Source organism: Bacillus sp. FSL E2-8887 (assembly GCF_038007205.1).
GTDB lineage: Bacteria > Bacillota > Bacilli > Bacillales > Bacillaceae_G > Bacillus_A > Bacillus_A mycoides.
This window is the reverse complement of sequence record NZ_JBBOWS010000001.1, coordinates 4,904,880-4,922,228: the sequence shown is the minus strand read 5'-3', so window position 1 is coordinate 4,922,228 and position 17,349 is coordinate 4,904,880. Positions and strand designations below refer to the sequence as shown.

Here is a 17,349-nt window from a genome sequence, read left to right as displayed (position 1 = left end):
CCCGATTGGTGAGGGCTTTTACTCAGTGGGGATGAATAGCTCTCCGCCGATTAAAGTTTCACTTTATAGTTTCACCGAAATAAACAGCTTTATTAAAAAATGTGTTGTTGTATAACAAAAAACTGTTGACTGAATGCTCACTCATTATATAATGGGAATAGGGGATATAATTCAGAAAATTATATATTTTCGAAGATTCTAAAAAAGAAAGAGAGCTTACAAAGAGAGGGGTAGCATAAAATGAATAGCTTACTAATCATTAATTGGCTGGCTGCCATTGCTGTTATTGCTTATGCGGGGTATTTGTTTGTATATCTTATACGAACAAGGATGGCCTACATACAATTAGGAAAAAAGATTGAATTTGACCGTCGTTTTAAAGAGCGTTGGGATCTTCTTAAGGTCAATGTTTTCGGTCAGAAAAAGCTGCTGAAAGATAAAAAGAGCGGCATCATTCACGTTATGTTCTTTTACGGATTTATTCTTGTCCAATTTGGAGCAATTGACTTCGTTTGGAAAGGACTTGCACCAGGATCGCATCTTCCACTTGGACCACTATACCCTGCATTTACATTCTTCCAGGAAATTGTCACACTCGTTATTTTAATTGCAGTCTTTTGGGCTTTTCATAGACGCTATATTGAAAAGCTTGTTCGTTTGAAACGTAATTTTAAATCAGGCCTTGTTCTTATCTTTATTGGTGGCTTAATGATTTCTGTGCTACTTGGTAATGGGATGGGAATTATATGGCACGGCGAGGAGCTTTCATGGAGTGAACCGATCGCTTCTGCAATCGCTTACGTTTTCTCGGGATTAAATGAAACCGTAGCCATTTCAGTGTTCTATTTCTCTTGGTGGGTGCATTTACTAATTTTGTTAACGTTTTTAGTTTATGTTCCACAATCAAAACATGCGCATTTAATTGCTGGACCAGTTAACGTGTTTTTTGGTCGTCTTTCAAATCCGGGAAAACTTGAAAAAATTGATTTTGAAGATGAAACACAAGAAACATTCGGTGTTGGTAAAATTGAAGACTTTAGACAAAATCAACTTATCGACTTATATTCCTGCGTCGAATGTGGTCGTTGTACAAATATGTGTCCGGCAACAGGAACAGGGAAAATGTTATCACCGATGGATTTAATTTTAAAACTTCGTGATCATTTAACTGATAAAGGAGCAGCGGTAACATCAAAAGCACCGTGGGTTCCAGTTGTTGCTTTTAATAATACACAAGGAAATCAGTTAGCGATGATGGCAGCTGGAAAAGGACAACAAGAATCAGCGGCTACAGCGCTAGCGTACGACCCAAGTTTAATCGGAGACGTTATTACAGAAGAAGAGATTTGGGCGTGTACAACGTGCCGTAACTGTGAGGACCAGTGCCCAGTTATGAATGAGCATGTTGACAAAATTATTGATTTACGCCGCTATCTCGTTTTAACAGAAGGAAAAATGGACGCGGAAGCGCAGCGTGCAATGACAAACATTGAGCGTCAAGGTAATCCGTGGGGACTGAACCGTAAAGAGCGTGAAACATGGCGCCAAGGTGACGATGAAGTAACAGTTCCAACTGTAAAGGAGAAATCAAAAGCTGGCGAAGAGTTTGAATACTTATTCTGGGTCGGATCAATGGGTTCGTATGACAATCGCAGTCAGAAGATTGCGATATCATTTGCGAAGCTAATGAATGAAGCAGGTATTTCATTCGCAATTCTTGGTAATAAGGAAAAGAACTCTGGTGATACACCGCGCCGCCTTGGAAATGAATTTGTATTCCAGGAAATGGCGACTAAAAATATTGAAGAATTTGAAAAAGCAGGAGTGAAGAAAATCGTTACGATTGACCCTCATGCTTATAACACTTTTAAAAATGAGTACCCGGACTTTGGCTTACAAGCAGAAGTCTATCATCATACAGAATTACTAGCCCAGTGGGTGAAGGAAGGTCGTTTAAAACCTGTCCATTCTATTGAAGAGACAGTTACGTACCATGATTCCTGTTACTTAGGAAGATACAACGAAGTATACGAAGCGCCGCGCGATATTCTAAAAGCAATTCCAGGTGTAAACCTTGTAGAAATGGCGCGTAACCGTGAAACGGGAATGTGCTGTGGTGCGGGTGGCGGCCTAATGTGGATGGAAGAAACGACAGGTTCTCGTATTAACGTTGCTCGTACAGAACAAGCGCTAGCTGTACAGCCGTCAATTATCGGTACAGGATGCCCGTATTGCTTAACGATGATTAGTGATGGCACGAAAGCGAAAGAAGTTGAAGAAACAGTTCAAACTTTGGACGTAACAGAGATTTTAGAACGCTCAGTTATCGGACAGAAGAAAGAAGCAATGTAGTTTGTAGGAATGCATTCAAATTTAGAAAGAGGTGCAATAATTGCACCTCTTCTAGGCGCAAGGATACCGAGCGAGCGCTCGGTGCTAAAAAAAGAAATGGGGGAAAGAAACATGAGTAAAACAGTTATTTTAAGTGCTGCAAGAACACCGGTTGGAAAATTTGGAGGAACTTTAAAAGACGTGAAAGCAACAGAGCTTGGAGGAATCGCAATTAAGGCAGCGCTTGAAAGAGCGAATGTTTCCGCTAGTGATGTTGAAGAAGTTATATTTGGAACGGTTATCCAAGGAGGGCAAGGACAAATTCCATCACGCCAAGCAGCAAGAGCGGCCGGCATTCCTTGGGAAGTGCAGACAGAAACAATAAATAAAGTTTGTGCATCAGGGCTTCGCGCAGTTACGTTAGCAGATCAAATTATTCGTACTGGTGATCAATCACTGATTGTAGCTGGTGGAATGGAATCGATGAGTAACAGCCCTTACATTTTACGAGGGGCAAGATGGGGATACAGAATGGGTAACAACGAAGTTATCGATTTAAACGTTGCAGACGGTTTAACATGCGCATTTTCAGGTATACACATGGGTGTTTATGGCGGAGAAGTTGCGAAGGAAGATGGAATCTCTCGCGAAGCACAAGATGAATGGGCATATCGTAGCCATCAACGTGCGGTTTCGGCACATAAAGAAGGGCGTTTTGAAGAGGAGATTGTACCAGTAACAATTCAGCAAAGAAAAGGCGATCCTATCGTCGTGGCTAAGGATGAGGCACCACGCGCGGATACAACGATTGAAAAATTAGCGAAATTAAAGCCTGTATTTGATAAGACGTCAGCGGTGACAGCAGGTAATGCTCCGGGACTAAATGATGGCGGTGCTGCACTTGTATTAATGAGCGAGGACAGAGCGAAGCAAGAAGGAAGAAAACCATTAGCGACAATTTTGGCGCATACGGCGATTGCGGTAGAATCGAAGGATTTCCCAAGAACGCCAGGTTATGCAATTAATGAATTGCTGAAAAAGACAGGTAAGACAATTGAAGACATAGATCTATTTGAAATCAATGAGGCATTTGCGGCTGTAGCAATTGCAAGTACAGAAATCGCAGGGATCGATCCGGAAAAATTGAATGTAAATGGCGGTGCCGTAGCAATGGGGCATCCAATTGGAGCGAGCGGGGCACGTATTATCGTTACACTTATCCATGCACTGAAGCAGCGCGGCGGCGGAATTGGAATTGCTTCTATTTGTAGCGGTGGCGGTCAAGGTGATGCAGTGATGATTGAAGTTCACTAATTAAGATTAGAAGATATATAGTTTATTAACAATTAAGGGGGAAGAAAAAATGAGTGTACAAAAGATTGTTGTAATTGGTGCAGGGCAAATGGGTTCAGGTATCGCACAAGTGTGTGCAATGGCAGGCTATGATGTGAAAGTGCAAGATTTAAAGCAAGAGCAATTAGATAGAGGGCTAGCTGTTATTTCAAAAAATTTAGCCCGCCAAGTAGAAAAAGGCCGTATGAAGGAAGAAGAGAAAGATGCGACTTTAAATCGTCTTACATGGACGCTCGATTTAAATAGTGTCAAAGAAGCTGATCTTATTATTGAAGCAGCTGTTGAAAAAATGGATATTAAAAAGAAAATTTTTGCGAATTTAGATGAAATCGCTCCAGAACACGCAATTTTAGCGACGAATACGTCATCGTTACCAATTACGGAAATTGCAGCGGTAACGAAACGTCCTGAGAAAGTAATCGGCATGCACTTTATGAATCCAGTTCCAGTTATGAAACTCGTTGAAATTATTCGTGGTTTAGCTACAGATGATGCAGTGTATGAAACGATTGAGGATATTACGAAAAAAATTGGGAAAGTGCCAGTTGAAGTAAATGATTTCCCAGGGTTTGTATCGAACCGTATTTTATTACCGATGATTAACGAAGCGATTTATACGTTATACGAAGGAGTGGCGACGAAAGAAGCAATTGATGAAGTAATGAAACTCGGTATGAATCATCCGATGGGACCACTTACGTTAGCTGACTTTATCGGTTTAGATACGTGTTTATACATTATGGAAGTGTTGCATGAAGGATTAGGAGATAGTAAATATCGCCCATGTCCATTATTACGTAAGTATGTGAATGCAGGATGGTTAGGACGTAAAACGGGTCGTGGTTTCTACGTTTACGAATAAATTCCTCCCTTTATTAAAGTAGTGGTCTGACCAAATTGTTAAAAAGATATATAGCAAACGGAGGCGAAGTACATGAATTTTCACTTTACTGAAGAGCAACAAATGATGAGGAAAATGGTTCGAGATTTTGCACAGAAGGAAATAGCTCCCTTTGTTCCTAGTATGGAACAAGGGGTGTTCCCGAAAGAGATTTTGCAAAAGATGGGTGAGCTTGGACTAATGGGTATTCCAGCGCCTGCAAAATATGGCGGGGCAGAAATGGATTTTATTTCTTACATTCTAGCAATTGAGGAAATTTCAAAGGTAAGTGCAACGGTTGGTGTAATTTTGGCTGTACATACGTCAGTTGGAATGAATCCGATTTTATACTTCGGAACAGAAGAACAGAAGCAGAAATATGTTTCTAAATTGGCGACTGGTGAATATTTAGGCGCATTTGCTCTAACAGAACCGAATGCAGGATCAGATGCAGGTAGTTTGAAATCAAGAGCTGTAAAGAAAGACGATCACTACATCATTAATGGATCGAAAGTCTTTATTACAAATGGTGGTGAAGCAAGTACATATATCGTCTTCGCGTCTACAAATCCAGATGCGGGGAAAAGCGGGATTTCAGCATTTATAGTAGAGAAAGATACACCAGGCTTAATCATCGGAAAAGATGAGCATAAGATGGGGCTTCTTGGTTCTCGTACAGTACAACTTACGTTTGAAGATATGAAAGTACCGGCCGAGAATTTACTTGGTGAAGAAGGACAAGGATTTAAGGTGGCAATGGCGAATTTAGATGTTGGACGAATTGGGATCGGAGCGCAGGCATTAGGAATCGCGGAAGCGGCGCTTGCATGTGCGATTGATTATGCGAAAGAGCGCGAGCAATTCGGCAAGCCAATTGCGGCGCAGCAAGGAATCGGATTCAAACTTGCAGATATGGCGACTAGCGTAGAAGCAGCGCGATTACTTGTATACAGAGCGGCATCGCTAAGAGCACAAGGGTTACCATGCGGTAAAGAAGCTTCTATTGCGAAATTATTTGCTTCTAAGACGGCCGTTGAAGTTGCGATTGAAGCGGTGCAAGTATTTGGCGGTTACGGTTATACGAAAGATTATCCAGTAGAAAGATTTTTCCGTGATGCGAAGATCACGCAAATATATGAAGGAACGAGCGAAATACAAAAGCTTGTAATTAGTCGAGCTTTATAAAAAGGCAGAGGGGGAGACGGGAATGCATTTTAAATTATCAGAAGAACATGAAATGATAAGAAAAATGGTTCGGGATTTTGCAAGGAATGAAGTAGCGCCGACAGCAGCAGAGCGTGATGAGGAAGAGCGATTTGATCGCGCTTTATTCGATCAAATGGCAGAGCTTGGTTTAACCGGTATTCCGTGGCCTGAAGAATACGGCGGAATTGGAAGCGATTACTTGGCGTATGTAATTGCCGTTGAAGAATTATCCCGCGTTTGTGCTTCTACAGGTGTAACGTTGTCTGCACATACTTCACTTGCTGGATGGCCAATTTTTAAATTTGGAACGGAAGAGCAAAAACAAAAGTTTTTGCGCCCAATGGCTGAAGGGAAGAAAATTGGTGCATATGGCTTAACAGAACCAAGCTCTGGATCAGATGCTGGTGGAATGAGGACGACTGCAAAACGAGATGGAGACCATTACATTTTAAATGGTTCGAAAATCTTTATTACAAATGGCGGTATTGCTGATATTTATGTTGTTTTTGCATTAACAGATCCTGATTCGAAGCAGCGCGGCACGAGTGCATTTATTGTGGAGAGTGATACGCTAGGATTTTCGGTTGGGAAGAAGGAAAGTAAGCTGGGGATTCGTTCTTCGCCAACAACTGAAATTATATTTGAAGACTGCCGTATTCCTGTAGAGAATTTACTAGGGGAAGAGGGCCAAGGATTTAAAGTTGCGATGCAGACATTAGATGGCGGCCGTAATGGTATTGCGGCACAAGCAGTCGGTATTGCACAATCCGCTTTAGATGCTTCTGTAGAATATGCAAGAGAACGTCATCAGTTTGGGAAGCCAATTGCGGCGCAACAAGGAATTGGCTTTAAACTTGCGGATATGGCAACGGATGTAGAGGCAGCGCGTCTTTTAACATATCAAGCGGCTTGGCTTGAATCTGAAGGGCTTCCGTATGGGAAAGAGTCAGCGATGTCAAAAGTATTTGCAGGTGATACAGCGATGAAGGTAACGACTGAAGCGGTACAAGTATTTGGTGGTTATGGTTATACGAAAGATTATCCAGTAGAGCGTTATATGCGCGATGCAAAGATTACACAAATATATGAGGGAACACAAGAGATTCAAAGGCTTGTAATTTCTCGTATGTTAACGAAGTAGGAACAAAAGCGTAGGTATTTTCCTACGCTTTTTACTTCCAAAAATAATAGAGAGAGGTGAAGGGATGGTTAAACATAATGTACATGCGTCAGTGAAAGATGAAAAATTAGTTGCGTTAAGACGTGAACAAATGATTAAAGGTGCGGTGCAGCTGTTTAAGCAAAAAGGATTCCCGCGTACAACAACGAGAGAAATTGCGAAAGCGGCTGGATTTAGTATCGGAACACTTTATGAGTATATTCGCACAAAAGATGATGTATTATATTTAGTTTGTGATAGTATTTATGAACATGTAAAAGAGCGGTTAGAGGAAGTAGTGTGTACAGAGAAGGGAAGTATAGAAAGCTTAAAGATAGCGATAATGAATTATTTTAAAGTGATGGATGAATTGCAAGAAGAAGTATTAATTATGTATCAAGAGGTACGTTTTTTACCGAAGGAATCACTCCCATATGTATTAGAAAAAGAGTTTCAAATGGTCGGGATGTTTGAGGATATTTTAGAGCAGTGTACGGAAAATGGGACATTTACACTAAATAAAAAGGAAATACAGCTTCTTGCACATAATATTTTCATACAAGGACAAATGTGGGGATTTAGACGTTGGGCCCTGCAAAAACTGTATACTCTCGAAGAATATACAGAAATGCAAATTAGGTATGTACTGCAAGGAGCACATATGTCTCCGAAATAAAGAATGGACAAATTATAATTTTATTGCCCGTAAATAGCGCGATAAAAGTTTCCCGTTTTTTTTGTAGCATATTTGTGCGACTTTTGTTTATAATGAATAGTATGGATTTTTTTAAGCAGACCGTTATATATAAGCTTATATTTGAAGAAAGGAAGTGCCGCATAAGTGGGTTTTAAGCAATATTCACCAGAAGAGCTAAAAGAATGTTCAATGATTGAAGTTGTACATAGTGTTTTAGGGAATAAAAGACAAGCAACGACATTCAACGAGTTGGTTCAAGAAATCGCTCAAGTGCTGGGACTATCTCAAGGGCAAGTTAATACGAAACTCGCACAATTTTATACAGATTTAAACATCGATGGACGTTTCATTAATTTAGGAGAAAATCGTTGGGGGCTACGTAGCTGGTACCCATATGAGCAAATTGATGAAGAAATTCTGCCTCAGCCAAAACCGAAGAAGAAACGCAAAGTTGAAGAAGACGGTTTTGACGACTACATTGAAGAAGATGATGTAGAAGAAGTAGAAGAAGTAGAAGAAGATGTAGTAGATTTGGACAAAGTTCTTGAAGACGAAGACGCAGATGATGAAGATGATGATCTTGATGATTTAGAAGAAGATAATGAAGACTTCGCAGAAGAAGAACTTGAGTATGATGAAACTGAAGAAGAAGAGGAAGAGCGGTAGTTCTTGACTTTTCATTATCGTCCATGTAGAATCATTTTTGGGCTCTTTAAAAAAAGACGATAATACTTTTAAAGTGTAAATATAAAAGAAAATTGCTCCCTACTTATTACTTTATGTGATGAGGGGAGCAATTTTCTTTTTTGTTTTTTGTTTAGAAAATAAAAAGAGTCTAACAATAAGATGGATACAGTGTTATCTACATACGTTGCGCTTTGCAACGGTGATTATATAACAGCAAAATAGGAGGGAGCTTTTTCATGACTAAGTATATTTTTGTAACAGGCGGTGTAGTATCGTCTTTAGGTAAAGGTATTACAGCAGCATCTCTTGGAAGACTTTTAAAGAATCGTGGTTTAAACGTAACTATTCAAAAGTTTGATCCATACATTAACGTAGACCCAGGGACTATGAGCCCCTACCAACACGGTGAGGTATTCGTAACAGATGATGGTGCAGAAACGGACTTAGACCTAGGTCACTATGAGCGTTTTATCGACATCAACTTAAATAAATACAGCAACGTAACAACAGGTAAAATTTACTCTTCAGTTCTTCAAAAAGAGCGTCGTGGTGAATATTTAGGAGGAACAGTTCAAGTTATTCCTCACATTACTAACGAAATTAAAGAACGTGTATATCGTTCTGGTCGCGAAACAAATGCCGACGTTGTTATTACAGAAATCGGTGGAACTGTTGGTGATATCGAGTCTCTACCATTCTTAGAAGCAATTCGTCAAATTAAGAGCGACATCGGTCGTGACAATGTAATGTACATTCACTGTACGTTAATCCCGTACTTAAAAGCAGCGGGTGAAATGAAAACAAAACCAACGCAACATAGCGTTAAAGAGCTTCGCAGCTTAGGTATTCAACCAAATATTATCGTTGTTCGTACAGAACTACCTGTTTCTCAGGACATGAAAGACAAGCTTGCATTATTCTGTGACATTGATACAAAAGCAGTTATCGAAGCACGCGATGCAGATACTTTATATGCGGTTCCATTATCTCTTCAAGAACAAAACATGGACCAAATCGTTTGTGATCACTTGAAGTTAGACAATCCAGCTGCAGATATGACAGATTGGACTGCGCTAGTTAATAAAGTACGTAACCTTTCTAAGAAAACAAAAATCGCTCTTGTTGGTAAATACGTAGAGCTTCAAGATGCATACATTTCTGTTGTAGAAGCGCTTCGTCATGCAGGTTATTCATTCGACACAGATGTAGAAGTGAAATGGGTAAATGCTGAGCACGTAACAGCAGAGAACGTAAAAGAATTAGTTGGCGATACAGATGGTATCCTTGTACCAGGTGGCTTCGGCGATCGTGGTGTAGAAGGTAAAATCGTTGCAATTCAATATGCTCGTGAAAACAAAGTTCCATTCTTAGGAATTTGCCTAGGTATGCAACTTGCATCAATCGAATTTGCACGTAACGTATTAGGATTAGAAGGAGCTAACTCTTCTGAAATTAATCCTGACACACCTTATGCAATTATCGATTTATTACCAGAACAAAAAGATGTAGAAGATTTAGGTGGTACACTTCGCCTTGGTCTATACCCATGTAAGCTTGCTGAAGAAACAAATGCTTACAATGCTTACAATGAGCCGGTTGTATATGAGCGTCATCGTCATCGTTATGAGTTCAACAATCAATTCCGTCCAGATATGGAAAAAGCAGGATTTGTATTCTCTGGTACAAGCCCAGACGGTCGTCTAGTGGAAATTATTGAATTACAAGATCACCCTTGGTTCGTGGCAGCACAGTTCCATCCAGAACTTGTATCTCGTCCAAACCGTCCACAACCATTGTTCCATGACTTCGTAAGTGCTTCTATTACGAATAAAGAGAGCAAGTAATAAAAAAAAGCGCCTGAAATAGGGCGCTTTTTTTAATATTCGTTTAACATTTCATCAATTGTAAATTTCAATCCGTGATAAGCAAATAAAGCTATAATTAAACTTGGGAACCCATAGCGGTTACCTTCATCATCTGGAATAAGACCTTTTAACAGCTTTGTATCAATATGTACATCTGTATATTGTTCCAGTGATTCAACACCTTCTTGAATAGCCGAGATTCCAACGATAGATTGGCCTTCTTCATGAAGTTTTTTCGCGGTTTTTATAATTTCTTCATCTGTCGAAAAACGACTAATAAGAAGTACGCGGTCCGCAGAAGTCACTGCCGCCGGTTCACCGTTTTCTATTAAACGTTTTGCTTGTTTCATTGGTTCGGCGCCAAATAATGCTTCTGAAACAATACCTTCCATTTCGTTTGTACCATGCAAGTAAATGAAGCCATCGCCAACTAACGCCTGGGCAAGTAGACGAGCGCTATCTTCTATATTCATTTCCTCTTTTTGAGAAATTTTGGAGAAATATCCACTTAATTGAGTCGAGAAAATTTTTAACATGTTGTTGCTCCTTTCTTTCGTGTTAGCTGGTTCTCATTATAGCTTATTTTTTTTGGAAAGGGGAAATAGTAGGGTGGCATAACGAAATAGTAAACGGTAAAATAAGAAAGAATAGGAAGGGATTTGGCAAAGAGTAGCGAAAATAAACCGATAAGATATAAGAAGCTTTAAATCTTGTACTTACACAGAAAGGTTGGGAGTTATGGAAGGGAAAATTTTAATCGTTGATGATCAATATGGCATTCGTGTTTTATTGCATGAAGTGTTCCAAAAAGAAGGTTATCAGACGTTCCAAGCAGCGAATGGATTTCAAGCTTTAGATATCGTGAAAAAAGATAATCCGGATTTAGTAGTGTTAGATATGAAAATCCCAGGTATGGATGGTATAGAGATTTTAAAACATGTAAAAGAAATTGATGAGAGTATTAAAGTGATTTTAATGACTGCTTATGGAGAATTGGATATGATTCAAGAAGCGAAAGATTTAGGAGCTTTAATGCACTTTGCTAAACCGTTTGATATTGATGAGATTCGTCAAGCAGTGAGAGATCAGCTTGCTGTAGAGGCGTAAAAAATGAATTTTTTATAAAAAATATGAAAAAAAGCGTTTACATGGACTATTGAGCAGGTGAATACAGTTGAGTTTTTGAGTACAAGTTGTTATCCTATTGAGTGTAGAAAGAAGTCCGGTATGTAAATATACATATTTTACCTTATTCTGGTCATACTACCAGCGATAAGAATTTATCGGATACAAAAAACGTTTTTTAGGAGGATTCACCATGCCTTTAGTTTCTATGAAAGAAATGCTAAACACAGCACTAGAAGGAAAATACGCAGTTGGTCAATTCAACATGAACAACTTAGAGTGGACTCAAGCTATCTTAGCTGCTGCGGAAGAAGAAAAATCTCCTGTAATCTTAGGTGTATCTGAGGGTGCAGCTCGTCATATGACTGGTTTCAAAACAGTTGTAGCTATGGTTAAAGCTTTAATCGAAGAAATGAACATTTCTGTTCCTGTAGCGATTCACCTTGACCATGGTTCAAGCTTCGAAAAATGTAAAGAAGCAATTGATGCAGGTTTCACATCTGTAATGATCGACGCTTCTCACCACCCATTCGATGAAAACGTTGAAACTACTAAAAAAGTGGTAGAATACGCACACGCTCGTAACGTATCTGTTGAAGCTGAGCTTGGAACAGTTGGCGGACAAGAAGACGACATCATCGCTGAAGGCGTAATTTACGCTGATCCAGCAGAGTGTAAGCACCTTGTTGAAGCAACAGGTATCGATTGCCTAGCTCCAGCTTTAGGTTCTGTACACGGTCCTTACAAAGGTGAGCCTAACTTAGGATTCGCTGAAATGGAACAAGTTCGCGACTTCACTGGCGTACCTTTAGTATTACACGGTGGTACTGGTATCCCAACTGCTGATATCGTAAAAGCTATTTCTTTAGGTACTTCAAAAATTAACGTAAACACTGAGAACCAAATTGAGTTTACAAAAGCTGTTCGTGAAGCATTAAACAAAGACCAAGAAGTTTACGATCCTCGTAAATATATTGGACCTGGCCGCGACGCTATCAAAGCAACTGTTGCTGGTAAAATGCGTGAGTTCGGTTCTAACGGTAAAGCGTAAGAATAAAATTCCGTTTTGGAAACCGTCTAGTCTTTTAGACGGTTTCCTTTCGTTGTATAATGAAAGCGCGAACAAGTCTAAAGATTTTATAAAGTGAATTTTTGGTTTGCGAATATAGAAAATAATGTGCATAGTCCTATTAATAAATGTGGTAAGTATCTGAATTGAGTAATTTGATTCGATGAATAGTTAATCTTCATCTATTTGTACAGCAGGGGAGCTACAGGTGATGGTTTTCTACTTATTGAGTTTCAGGATGGAAAGAGTGATTGAGATTCTTAAGGGGGAATCTTCTACTTCTTATCAAGAAGTAGAAGATAAATACATTCACAAGAAGGGAGCTCAATATGGAAAAGTTGCTAATTGAAGGCGGAAGAGCTTTAAATGGAACGATTCGTGTGAGTGGTGCAAAGAACAGTGCTGTTGCACTAATTCCAGCGACAATTTTAGCAGATACTCCAGTAACTATTGGCGGTGTTCCTAATATTTCGGACGTGAAAATGTTAGGAGACTTACTAGAGGAAATTGGAGGGAAAGTAACTTATGGGCAGGAAGAAGAGATGGTAGTCGATCCTTCTAACATGGTTGCGATGCCTTTACCAAATGGAAAAGTGAAAAAATTGCGCGCCTCTTATTATTTAATGGGTGCAATGCTTGGCCGTTTTAAAAAAGCTGTTATTGGGCTTCCAGGTGGATGTCATTTAGGGCCACGACCGATTGATCAGCATATTAAAGGGTTTGAAGCGTTGGGGGCATATGTTACAAATGAACAAGGTGCCATTTATTTAAGAGCAGACGAACTACGTGGGGCACGTATTTATTTAGATGTTGTTAGTGTAGGAGCTACGATTAATATTATGCTAGCGGCTGTACGAGCGAAAGGTAGAACTGTTATTGAAAATGCAGCGAAAGAACCAGAGATTATTGATGTAGCTACATTGTTAACGAGTATGGGAGCACGTATTAAAGGTGCTGGTACAGACGTAATCCGAATTGATGGTGTGGATTCACTGCACGGTTGTCACCACACTATTATTCCAGACCGTATTGAAGCTGGTACGTATATGATTTTAGGAGCAGCATCAGGAGGAGAAGTAACAGTTGATAATGTTATTCCTCAGCATTTAGAATCCGTTACTGCGAAGCTAAGAGAAGCTGGTGTTCAAATTGAAACGAACGATGACCAAATTACAGTGAACGGCAATAGAAGGTTAAAAGTAGTTGATGTAAAAACGCTTGTATATCCAGGGTTTCCAACGGATTTACAACAGCCGTTTACAACGCTTTTAACAAAAGCGCATGGAACAGGAGTTGTAACTGATACAATTTACAGCGCACGTTTCAAGCATATTGATGAATTGCGCCGTATGAACGCGCAAATTAAAGTAGAAGGCCGTTCAGCAATTGTGACTGGACCGGTTTTATTGCAAGGTGCGAAGGTGAAAGCGAGTGACCTACGAGCTGGTGCATCCCTTGTTATTGCGGGTTTAATGGCAGATGGCATTACAGAAGTAACGGGACTTGATCATATTGATCGAGGTTACGAAAATATAGTAGACAAGCTTAAAGGGCTTGGTGCAAACATTTGGCGAGAACAAATGACAAAGCAAGAAATTGAAGAAATGAAGAATGCATAAATTGAAGCTTTAATCAGTATGGGGTATCCCACGTCGATTATTAACCCTCACCAATCGGGATAAGGTGGTGATACTTCCGTTAATGGGGAGCGAAGAATCACTACTAACGGAAGTACACTTTATAGAAAAATAAGGTTCACAAAATACGGCAGAAATATAAAGGCTTAAAGGAGAGGGATTATCGTGGAAAGAAGTTTATCTATGGAGTTAGTACGTGTAACAGAGGCTGCGGCATTATCATCAGCGCGTTGGATGGGGCGCGGAAAAAAAGATGAGGCAGATGGTGCAGCAACATCAGCTATGCGTGATGTATTTGATACAATTCCGATGAAAGGTACAGTTGTAATTGGCGAAGGTGAAATGGATGAAGCGCCAATGCTATATATCGGAGAAAAATTGGGTACAGGATATGGACCACGCGTAGACGTTGCAGTTGATCCTTTAGAAGGGACAAATATCGTAGCGGCTGGCGGCTGGAATGCGCTTGCTGTTATTGCAATTGCAGATCACGGCAATTTGTTACATGCTCCTGACATGTACATGGATAAAATAGCGGTTGGTCCAGAAGCAGTTGGTGCAGTTGATATTGACGCACCTATTATCGACAACTTACGTGCAGTTGCGAAAGCGAAAAATAAAGATATCGAAGATGTTGTAGCGACAGTTTTAAACCGTCCACGTCATCAAGCAATTATCGAAGAAATTCGTAAAGCTGGTGCTCGTATTAAATTAATTAACGATGGAGATGTAGCTGGAGCAATCAATACAGCATTTGACCGTACTGGTGTAGATATTCTATTCGGTTCTGGTGGAGCACCTGAAGGTGTATTAGCTGCGGTCGCATTAAAATGCTTAGGTGGAGAAATTCACGGGAAGCTCTTACCTCAAAACGAAGCTGAACTAGCTCGTTGTAAAAGAATGGGTATTGAAGATATCAATCGTATCCTTCGTATGGAAGACTTAGTAAAAGGTGACGATGCAATCTTTGCAGCAACAGGTGTAACAGACGGAGAACTATTACGAGGCGTTCAATTTAAAGGTAGCGTCGGAACAACACAATCCCTTGTTATGCGTGCAAAATCAGGCACAGTACGCTTCGTAGACGGCCGCCATAGCTTAAATAAAAAACCGAATTTGGTTATTAAATAAAAAGCGTAAGCAGCTCGTTCAGAATGGGAGGGGGATGGAGCTTCAGACGTAGAGGCGCTTTTTGCCTCGCAGGAAGAAGTGAAGCCACCGACCATTCTAGCTGCTGAAGCTGGATTAAATAAAAAGTGCAAGCGGCTCGTTCAGAATCGCAGGACACTTCAAACTCCTGACGAAGAGGCGCTTTTTGCCTCGCAGGAAGAAGCGAAACCACCGACCATTCTAGTTGCTGGAACTGGATTAAATAAAAGCAGAAATGCCTTATTTATTCTGCCTTAAAATCAGGTGAGTAGAAAAAAGAAAGAAATATCAAAAGGCGAAGACAAATTTTCTTGTCTTCGCTTCTTGTATTTGTGTTTCAACGTATTGATTAAAACTAGATAAAAGGGTTACAATAGTGAATATTATCCTACTTGAACTTATTGCCTTTCATTATTATTTATTTGCCTTCCGTATTTTTCCCTTTACCCATGTGAAAAGAGAATAAAGTTAAAGTGTGGTGTCTGAATGAATTTGTCAATTGCAGCATTAGAAAACATGAAATTAAAAGAGTTATACGAGCTTGCGAAGGAATTTAAGATTTCGTATTACAGCAAGTTAACGAAAAAAGAGCTAATCTTCTCTATCTTAAAAGCTCGAGCAGAAAAAGAAGGTTTCTTTTTCATGGAAGGCGTATTAGAAATTATTCAATCAGAAGGATTTGGATTCTTACGTCCTATCAATTATTCTCCAAGCTCAGAAGATATTTATATCTCGGCTTCGCAAATTCGTCGTTTCGATTTACGTAATGGAGATAAGGTTTCTGGTAAAGTACGACCTCCGAAAGAAAATGAGCGCTATTTTGGATTGCTACAAGTTGAAGCTGTAAATGGAGATGATCCAGACTCAGCAAAAGAGCGTGTACATTTCCCTGCATTAACACCGTTATACCCAGATCGCCAAATGAAATTGGAGACGGAAACGAAAAAGTTACCGACACGCATCATGGATTTAATCGCACCAGTTGGATTTGGACAACGTGGTTTAATTGTTGCGCCTCCAAAGGCTGGTAAAACAAGTCTGTTAAAAGAAATTGCACACAGTGTCACAACAAATCATCCGGAAGCAGAATTAATTGTACTTTTAATTGATGAGCGTCCAGAGGAAGTAACAGATATTGAACGTTCTGTTAAAGGTGATGTTGTAAGTTCTACTTTTGATGAAGTGCCAGAGAATCATATTAAAGTAGCGGAGCTTGTATTAGAGCGTGCAATGCGTCTTGTAGAACATAAAAGGGACGTTGTCATTTTAATGGATAGTATTACCCGTTTAGCGCGTGCTTACAACCTTGTTATTCCGCCAAGTGGTAGAACCTTATCGGGTGGTATTGATCCTGCTGCTTTTCATAGACCGAAGCGTTTCTTTGGGGCTGCGCGTAATATCGAAGAGGGCGGTAGCCTAACGATTTTAGCAACAGCGCTTGTTGATACAGGATCTCGTATGGATGATGTAATTTACGAGGAGTTTAAAGGAACTGGAAATATGGAACTTCACTTAGATCGCTCATTAGCTGAGCGCCGTATCTTCCCAGCGATTGATATTCGTCGCTCTGGTACGCGTAAAGAAGACCTATTAATTCCGAAAGAACATTTAGACAAGCTGTGGGGTATTCGTAAAACAATGCGTGATACACCAGACTTTGTTGAAGGCTTCTTACGTAAACTTCGTCAAACAAAGACAAATGAAGAATTTTTACAAAACATTGTTGCAGACTCAAAAAGGTATGTAACCACTAAGTAAAGGGAAAAGATGGGAACTCGCTTATTTCGTAGTAAGCGAGTTTTTTATGTTTTTAAGGGAATATTAGAGAGAGTAATATATGGAAAAAATTTGTTTTTTAAGATGGAAATCATATTTGGATTGAGAGCTTGAAGTGCCCTACGATTCTGGGCGAGCCGCTTGCGCTTTAAGGTGTATCTAGTTCCATCTCCAGCGGCTAGAATGGTCGGTGGCTTCGCGTCTTCCTACGAGGCAAAAAGCGCCTCTACGTCAGAAGCTCCATCCCCCCTCTCATTCTGAACAAGCCGCTTGCGCTTTTAGGTATATCCAGCTCCAGCGGCTAGAATCTCCGGCCATTTCGCTCTCTCGGTCGAAGCAAAAAGCGCTTCTTGGTCGAGAGCTTGAAGTGACCTGGATTCTGAACGAGCCGCTTGTGCTTTTAATTGATATCCAG

14 protein-coding genes are annotated in these 17,349 nt (G+C 40.0%); 13 read left to right on the top strand and 1 reads right to left on the bottom strand.

Going from position 1 to position 17,349, the window contains the following annotated elements; all coding sequences use genetic code 11:
* Positions 1–240: 240 nt before the first annotated feature.
* The 8 genes from NSQ08_RS25430 to pyrG all read left to right on the top strand — a co-directional run bounded on the left by NSQ08_RS25430 (position 241) and on the right by pyrG (position 10,157).
* Positions 241–2,352 (top strand): heterodisulfide reductase-related iron-sulfur binding cluster, encoded by a 2,112-nt coding sequence (locus NSQ08_RS25430; protein WP_002130078.1) that lies wholly within the window; start codon positions 241–243, stop codon positions 2,350–2,352.
* 9 nt (positions 2,353–2,361) lie between these two features.
* On the top strand, positions 2,362–3,645 hold the full coding sequence (locus tag NSQ08_RS25425; RefSeq protein ID WP_078203580.1) for an acetyl-CoA C-acetyltransferase: 1,284 nt from the start codon (positions 2,362–2,364) through the stop codon (positions 3,643–3,645).
* Positions 3,646–3,694: 49 nt separating this feature from the next.
* On the top strand, positions 3,695–4,546 hold the full coding sequence (locus NSQ08_RS25420) for a 3-hydroxybutyryl-CoA dehydrogenase (protein WP_002016322.1): 852 nt from the start codon (positions 3,695–3,697) through the stop codon (positions 4,544–4,546).
* A 72-nt stretch (positions 4,547–4,618) separates the two neighbouring features.
* Positions 4,619–5,749 carry an acyl-CoA dehydrogenase gene (locus NSQ08_RS25415; RefSeq protein ID WP_002130075.1) on the top strand — a complete coding sequence of 377 codons (1,131 nt, stop codon included), beginning with the start codon at positions 4,619–4,621 and terminating at the stop codon, positions 5,747–5,749.
* Positions 5,750–5,771: 22 nt separating this feature from the next.
* A complete protein-coding gene (gene acdA, locus NSQ08_RS25410) occupies positions 5,772–6,911 on the top strand; it encodes an acyl-CoA dehydrogenase AcdA (protein ID WP_002016320.1) in 1,140 nt (379 codons plus the stop codon).
* Between the two features lie 64 nt (positions 6,912–6,975).
* Positions 6,976–7,605, top strand: coding sequence for a TetR/AcrR family transcriptional regulator (locus NSQ08_RS25405; protein WP_002034889.1), 630 nt, complete (start codon positions 6,976–6,978; stop codon positions 7,603–7,605).
* A gap of 165 nt (positions 7,606–7,770) precedes the next feature.
* The gene (rpoE, locus tag NSQ08_RS25400) at positions 7,771–8,292 is read left to right on the top strand and encodes a DNA-directed RNA polymerase subunit delta (RefSeq protein ID WP_340779639.1); all 522 of its coding nucleotides are present in this window, start codon (positions 7,771–7,773) and stop codon (positions 8,290–8,292) included.
* Positions 8,293–8,549: 257 nt separating this feature from the next.
* Complete coding sequence (gene pyrG, locus NSQ08_RS25395) at positions 8,550–10,157, top strand: CTP synthase (RefSeq protein WP_002016314.1); 1,608 nt, start codon at positions 8,550–8,552, stop codon at positions 10,155–10,157.
* A gap of 32 nt (positions 10,158–10,189) precedes the next feature.
* Here the strand turns inward: pyrG and NSQ08_RS25390 are convergent, their stop codons facing one another.
* Positions 10,190–10,714: a DUF2529 domain-containing protein gene (locus NSQ08_RS25390; RefSeq protein WP_002034892.1), complete on the bottom strand. Its 525-nt coding sequence runs from the start codon at positions 10,712–10,714 to the stop codon at positions 10,190–10,192.
* A 202-nt stretch (positions 10,715–10,916) separates the two neighbouring features.
* Here NSQ08_RS25390 and spo0F point away from each other — a divergent pair, with 202 nt between their 5' ends.
* The 5 genes from spo0F (at position 10,917) to rho (ending at position 16,916) form a co-directional block, all read left to right on the top strand.
* On the top strand, positions 10,917–11,285 hold the full coding sequence (spo0F, locus tag NSQ08_RS25385) for a sporulation initiation phosphotransferase Spo0F (RefSeq protein ID WP_000398592.1): 369 nt from the start codon (positions 10,917–10,919) through the stop codon (positions 11,283–11,285).
* Between the two features lie 211 nt (positions 11,286–11,496).
* Complete coding sequence (locus tag NSQ08_RS25380; protein WP_002016312.1) at positions 11,497–12,354, top strand: class II fructose-bisphosphate aldolase; 858 nt, start codon at positions 11,497–11,499, stop codon at positions 12,352–12,354.
* Between the two features lie 347 nt (positions 12,355–12,701).
* A complete protein-coding gene (murA, locus tag NSQ08_RS25375) occupies positions 12,702–13,991 on the top strand; it encodes a UDP-N-acetylglucosamine 1-carboxyvinyltransferase (RefSeq protein WP_002034893.1) in 1,290 nt (429 codons plus the stop codon).
* 183 nt (positions 13,992–14,174) lie between these two features.
* A complete protein-coding gene (glpX, locus tag NSQ08_RS25370; protein ID WP_002016310.1) occupies positions 14,175–15,140 on the top strand; it encodes a class II fructose-bisphosphatase in 966 nt (321 codons plus the stop codon).
* Between the two features lie 504 nt (positions 15,141–15,644).
* Positions 15,645–16,916 carry a transcription termination factor Rho gene (rho, locus tag NSQ08_RS25365; protein ID WP_002016308.1) on the top strand — a complete coding sequence of 424 codons (1,272 nt, stop codon included), beginning with the start codon at positions 15,645–15,647 and terminating at the stop codon, positions 16,914–16,916.
* Positions 16,917–17,349: the final 433 nt, after the last annotated feature.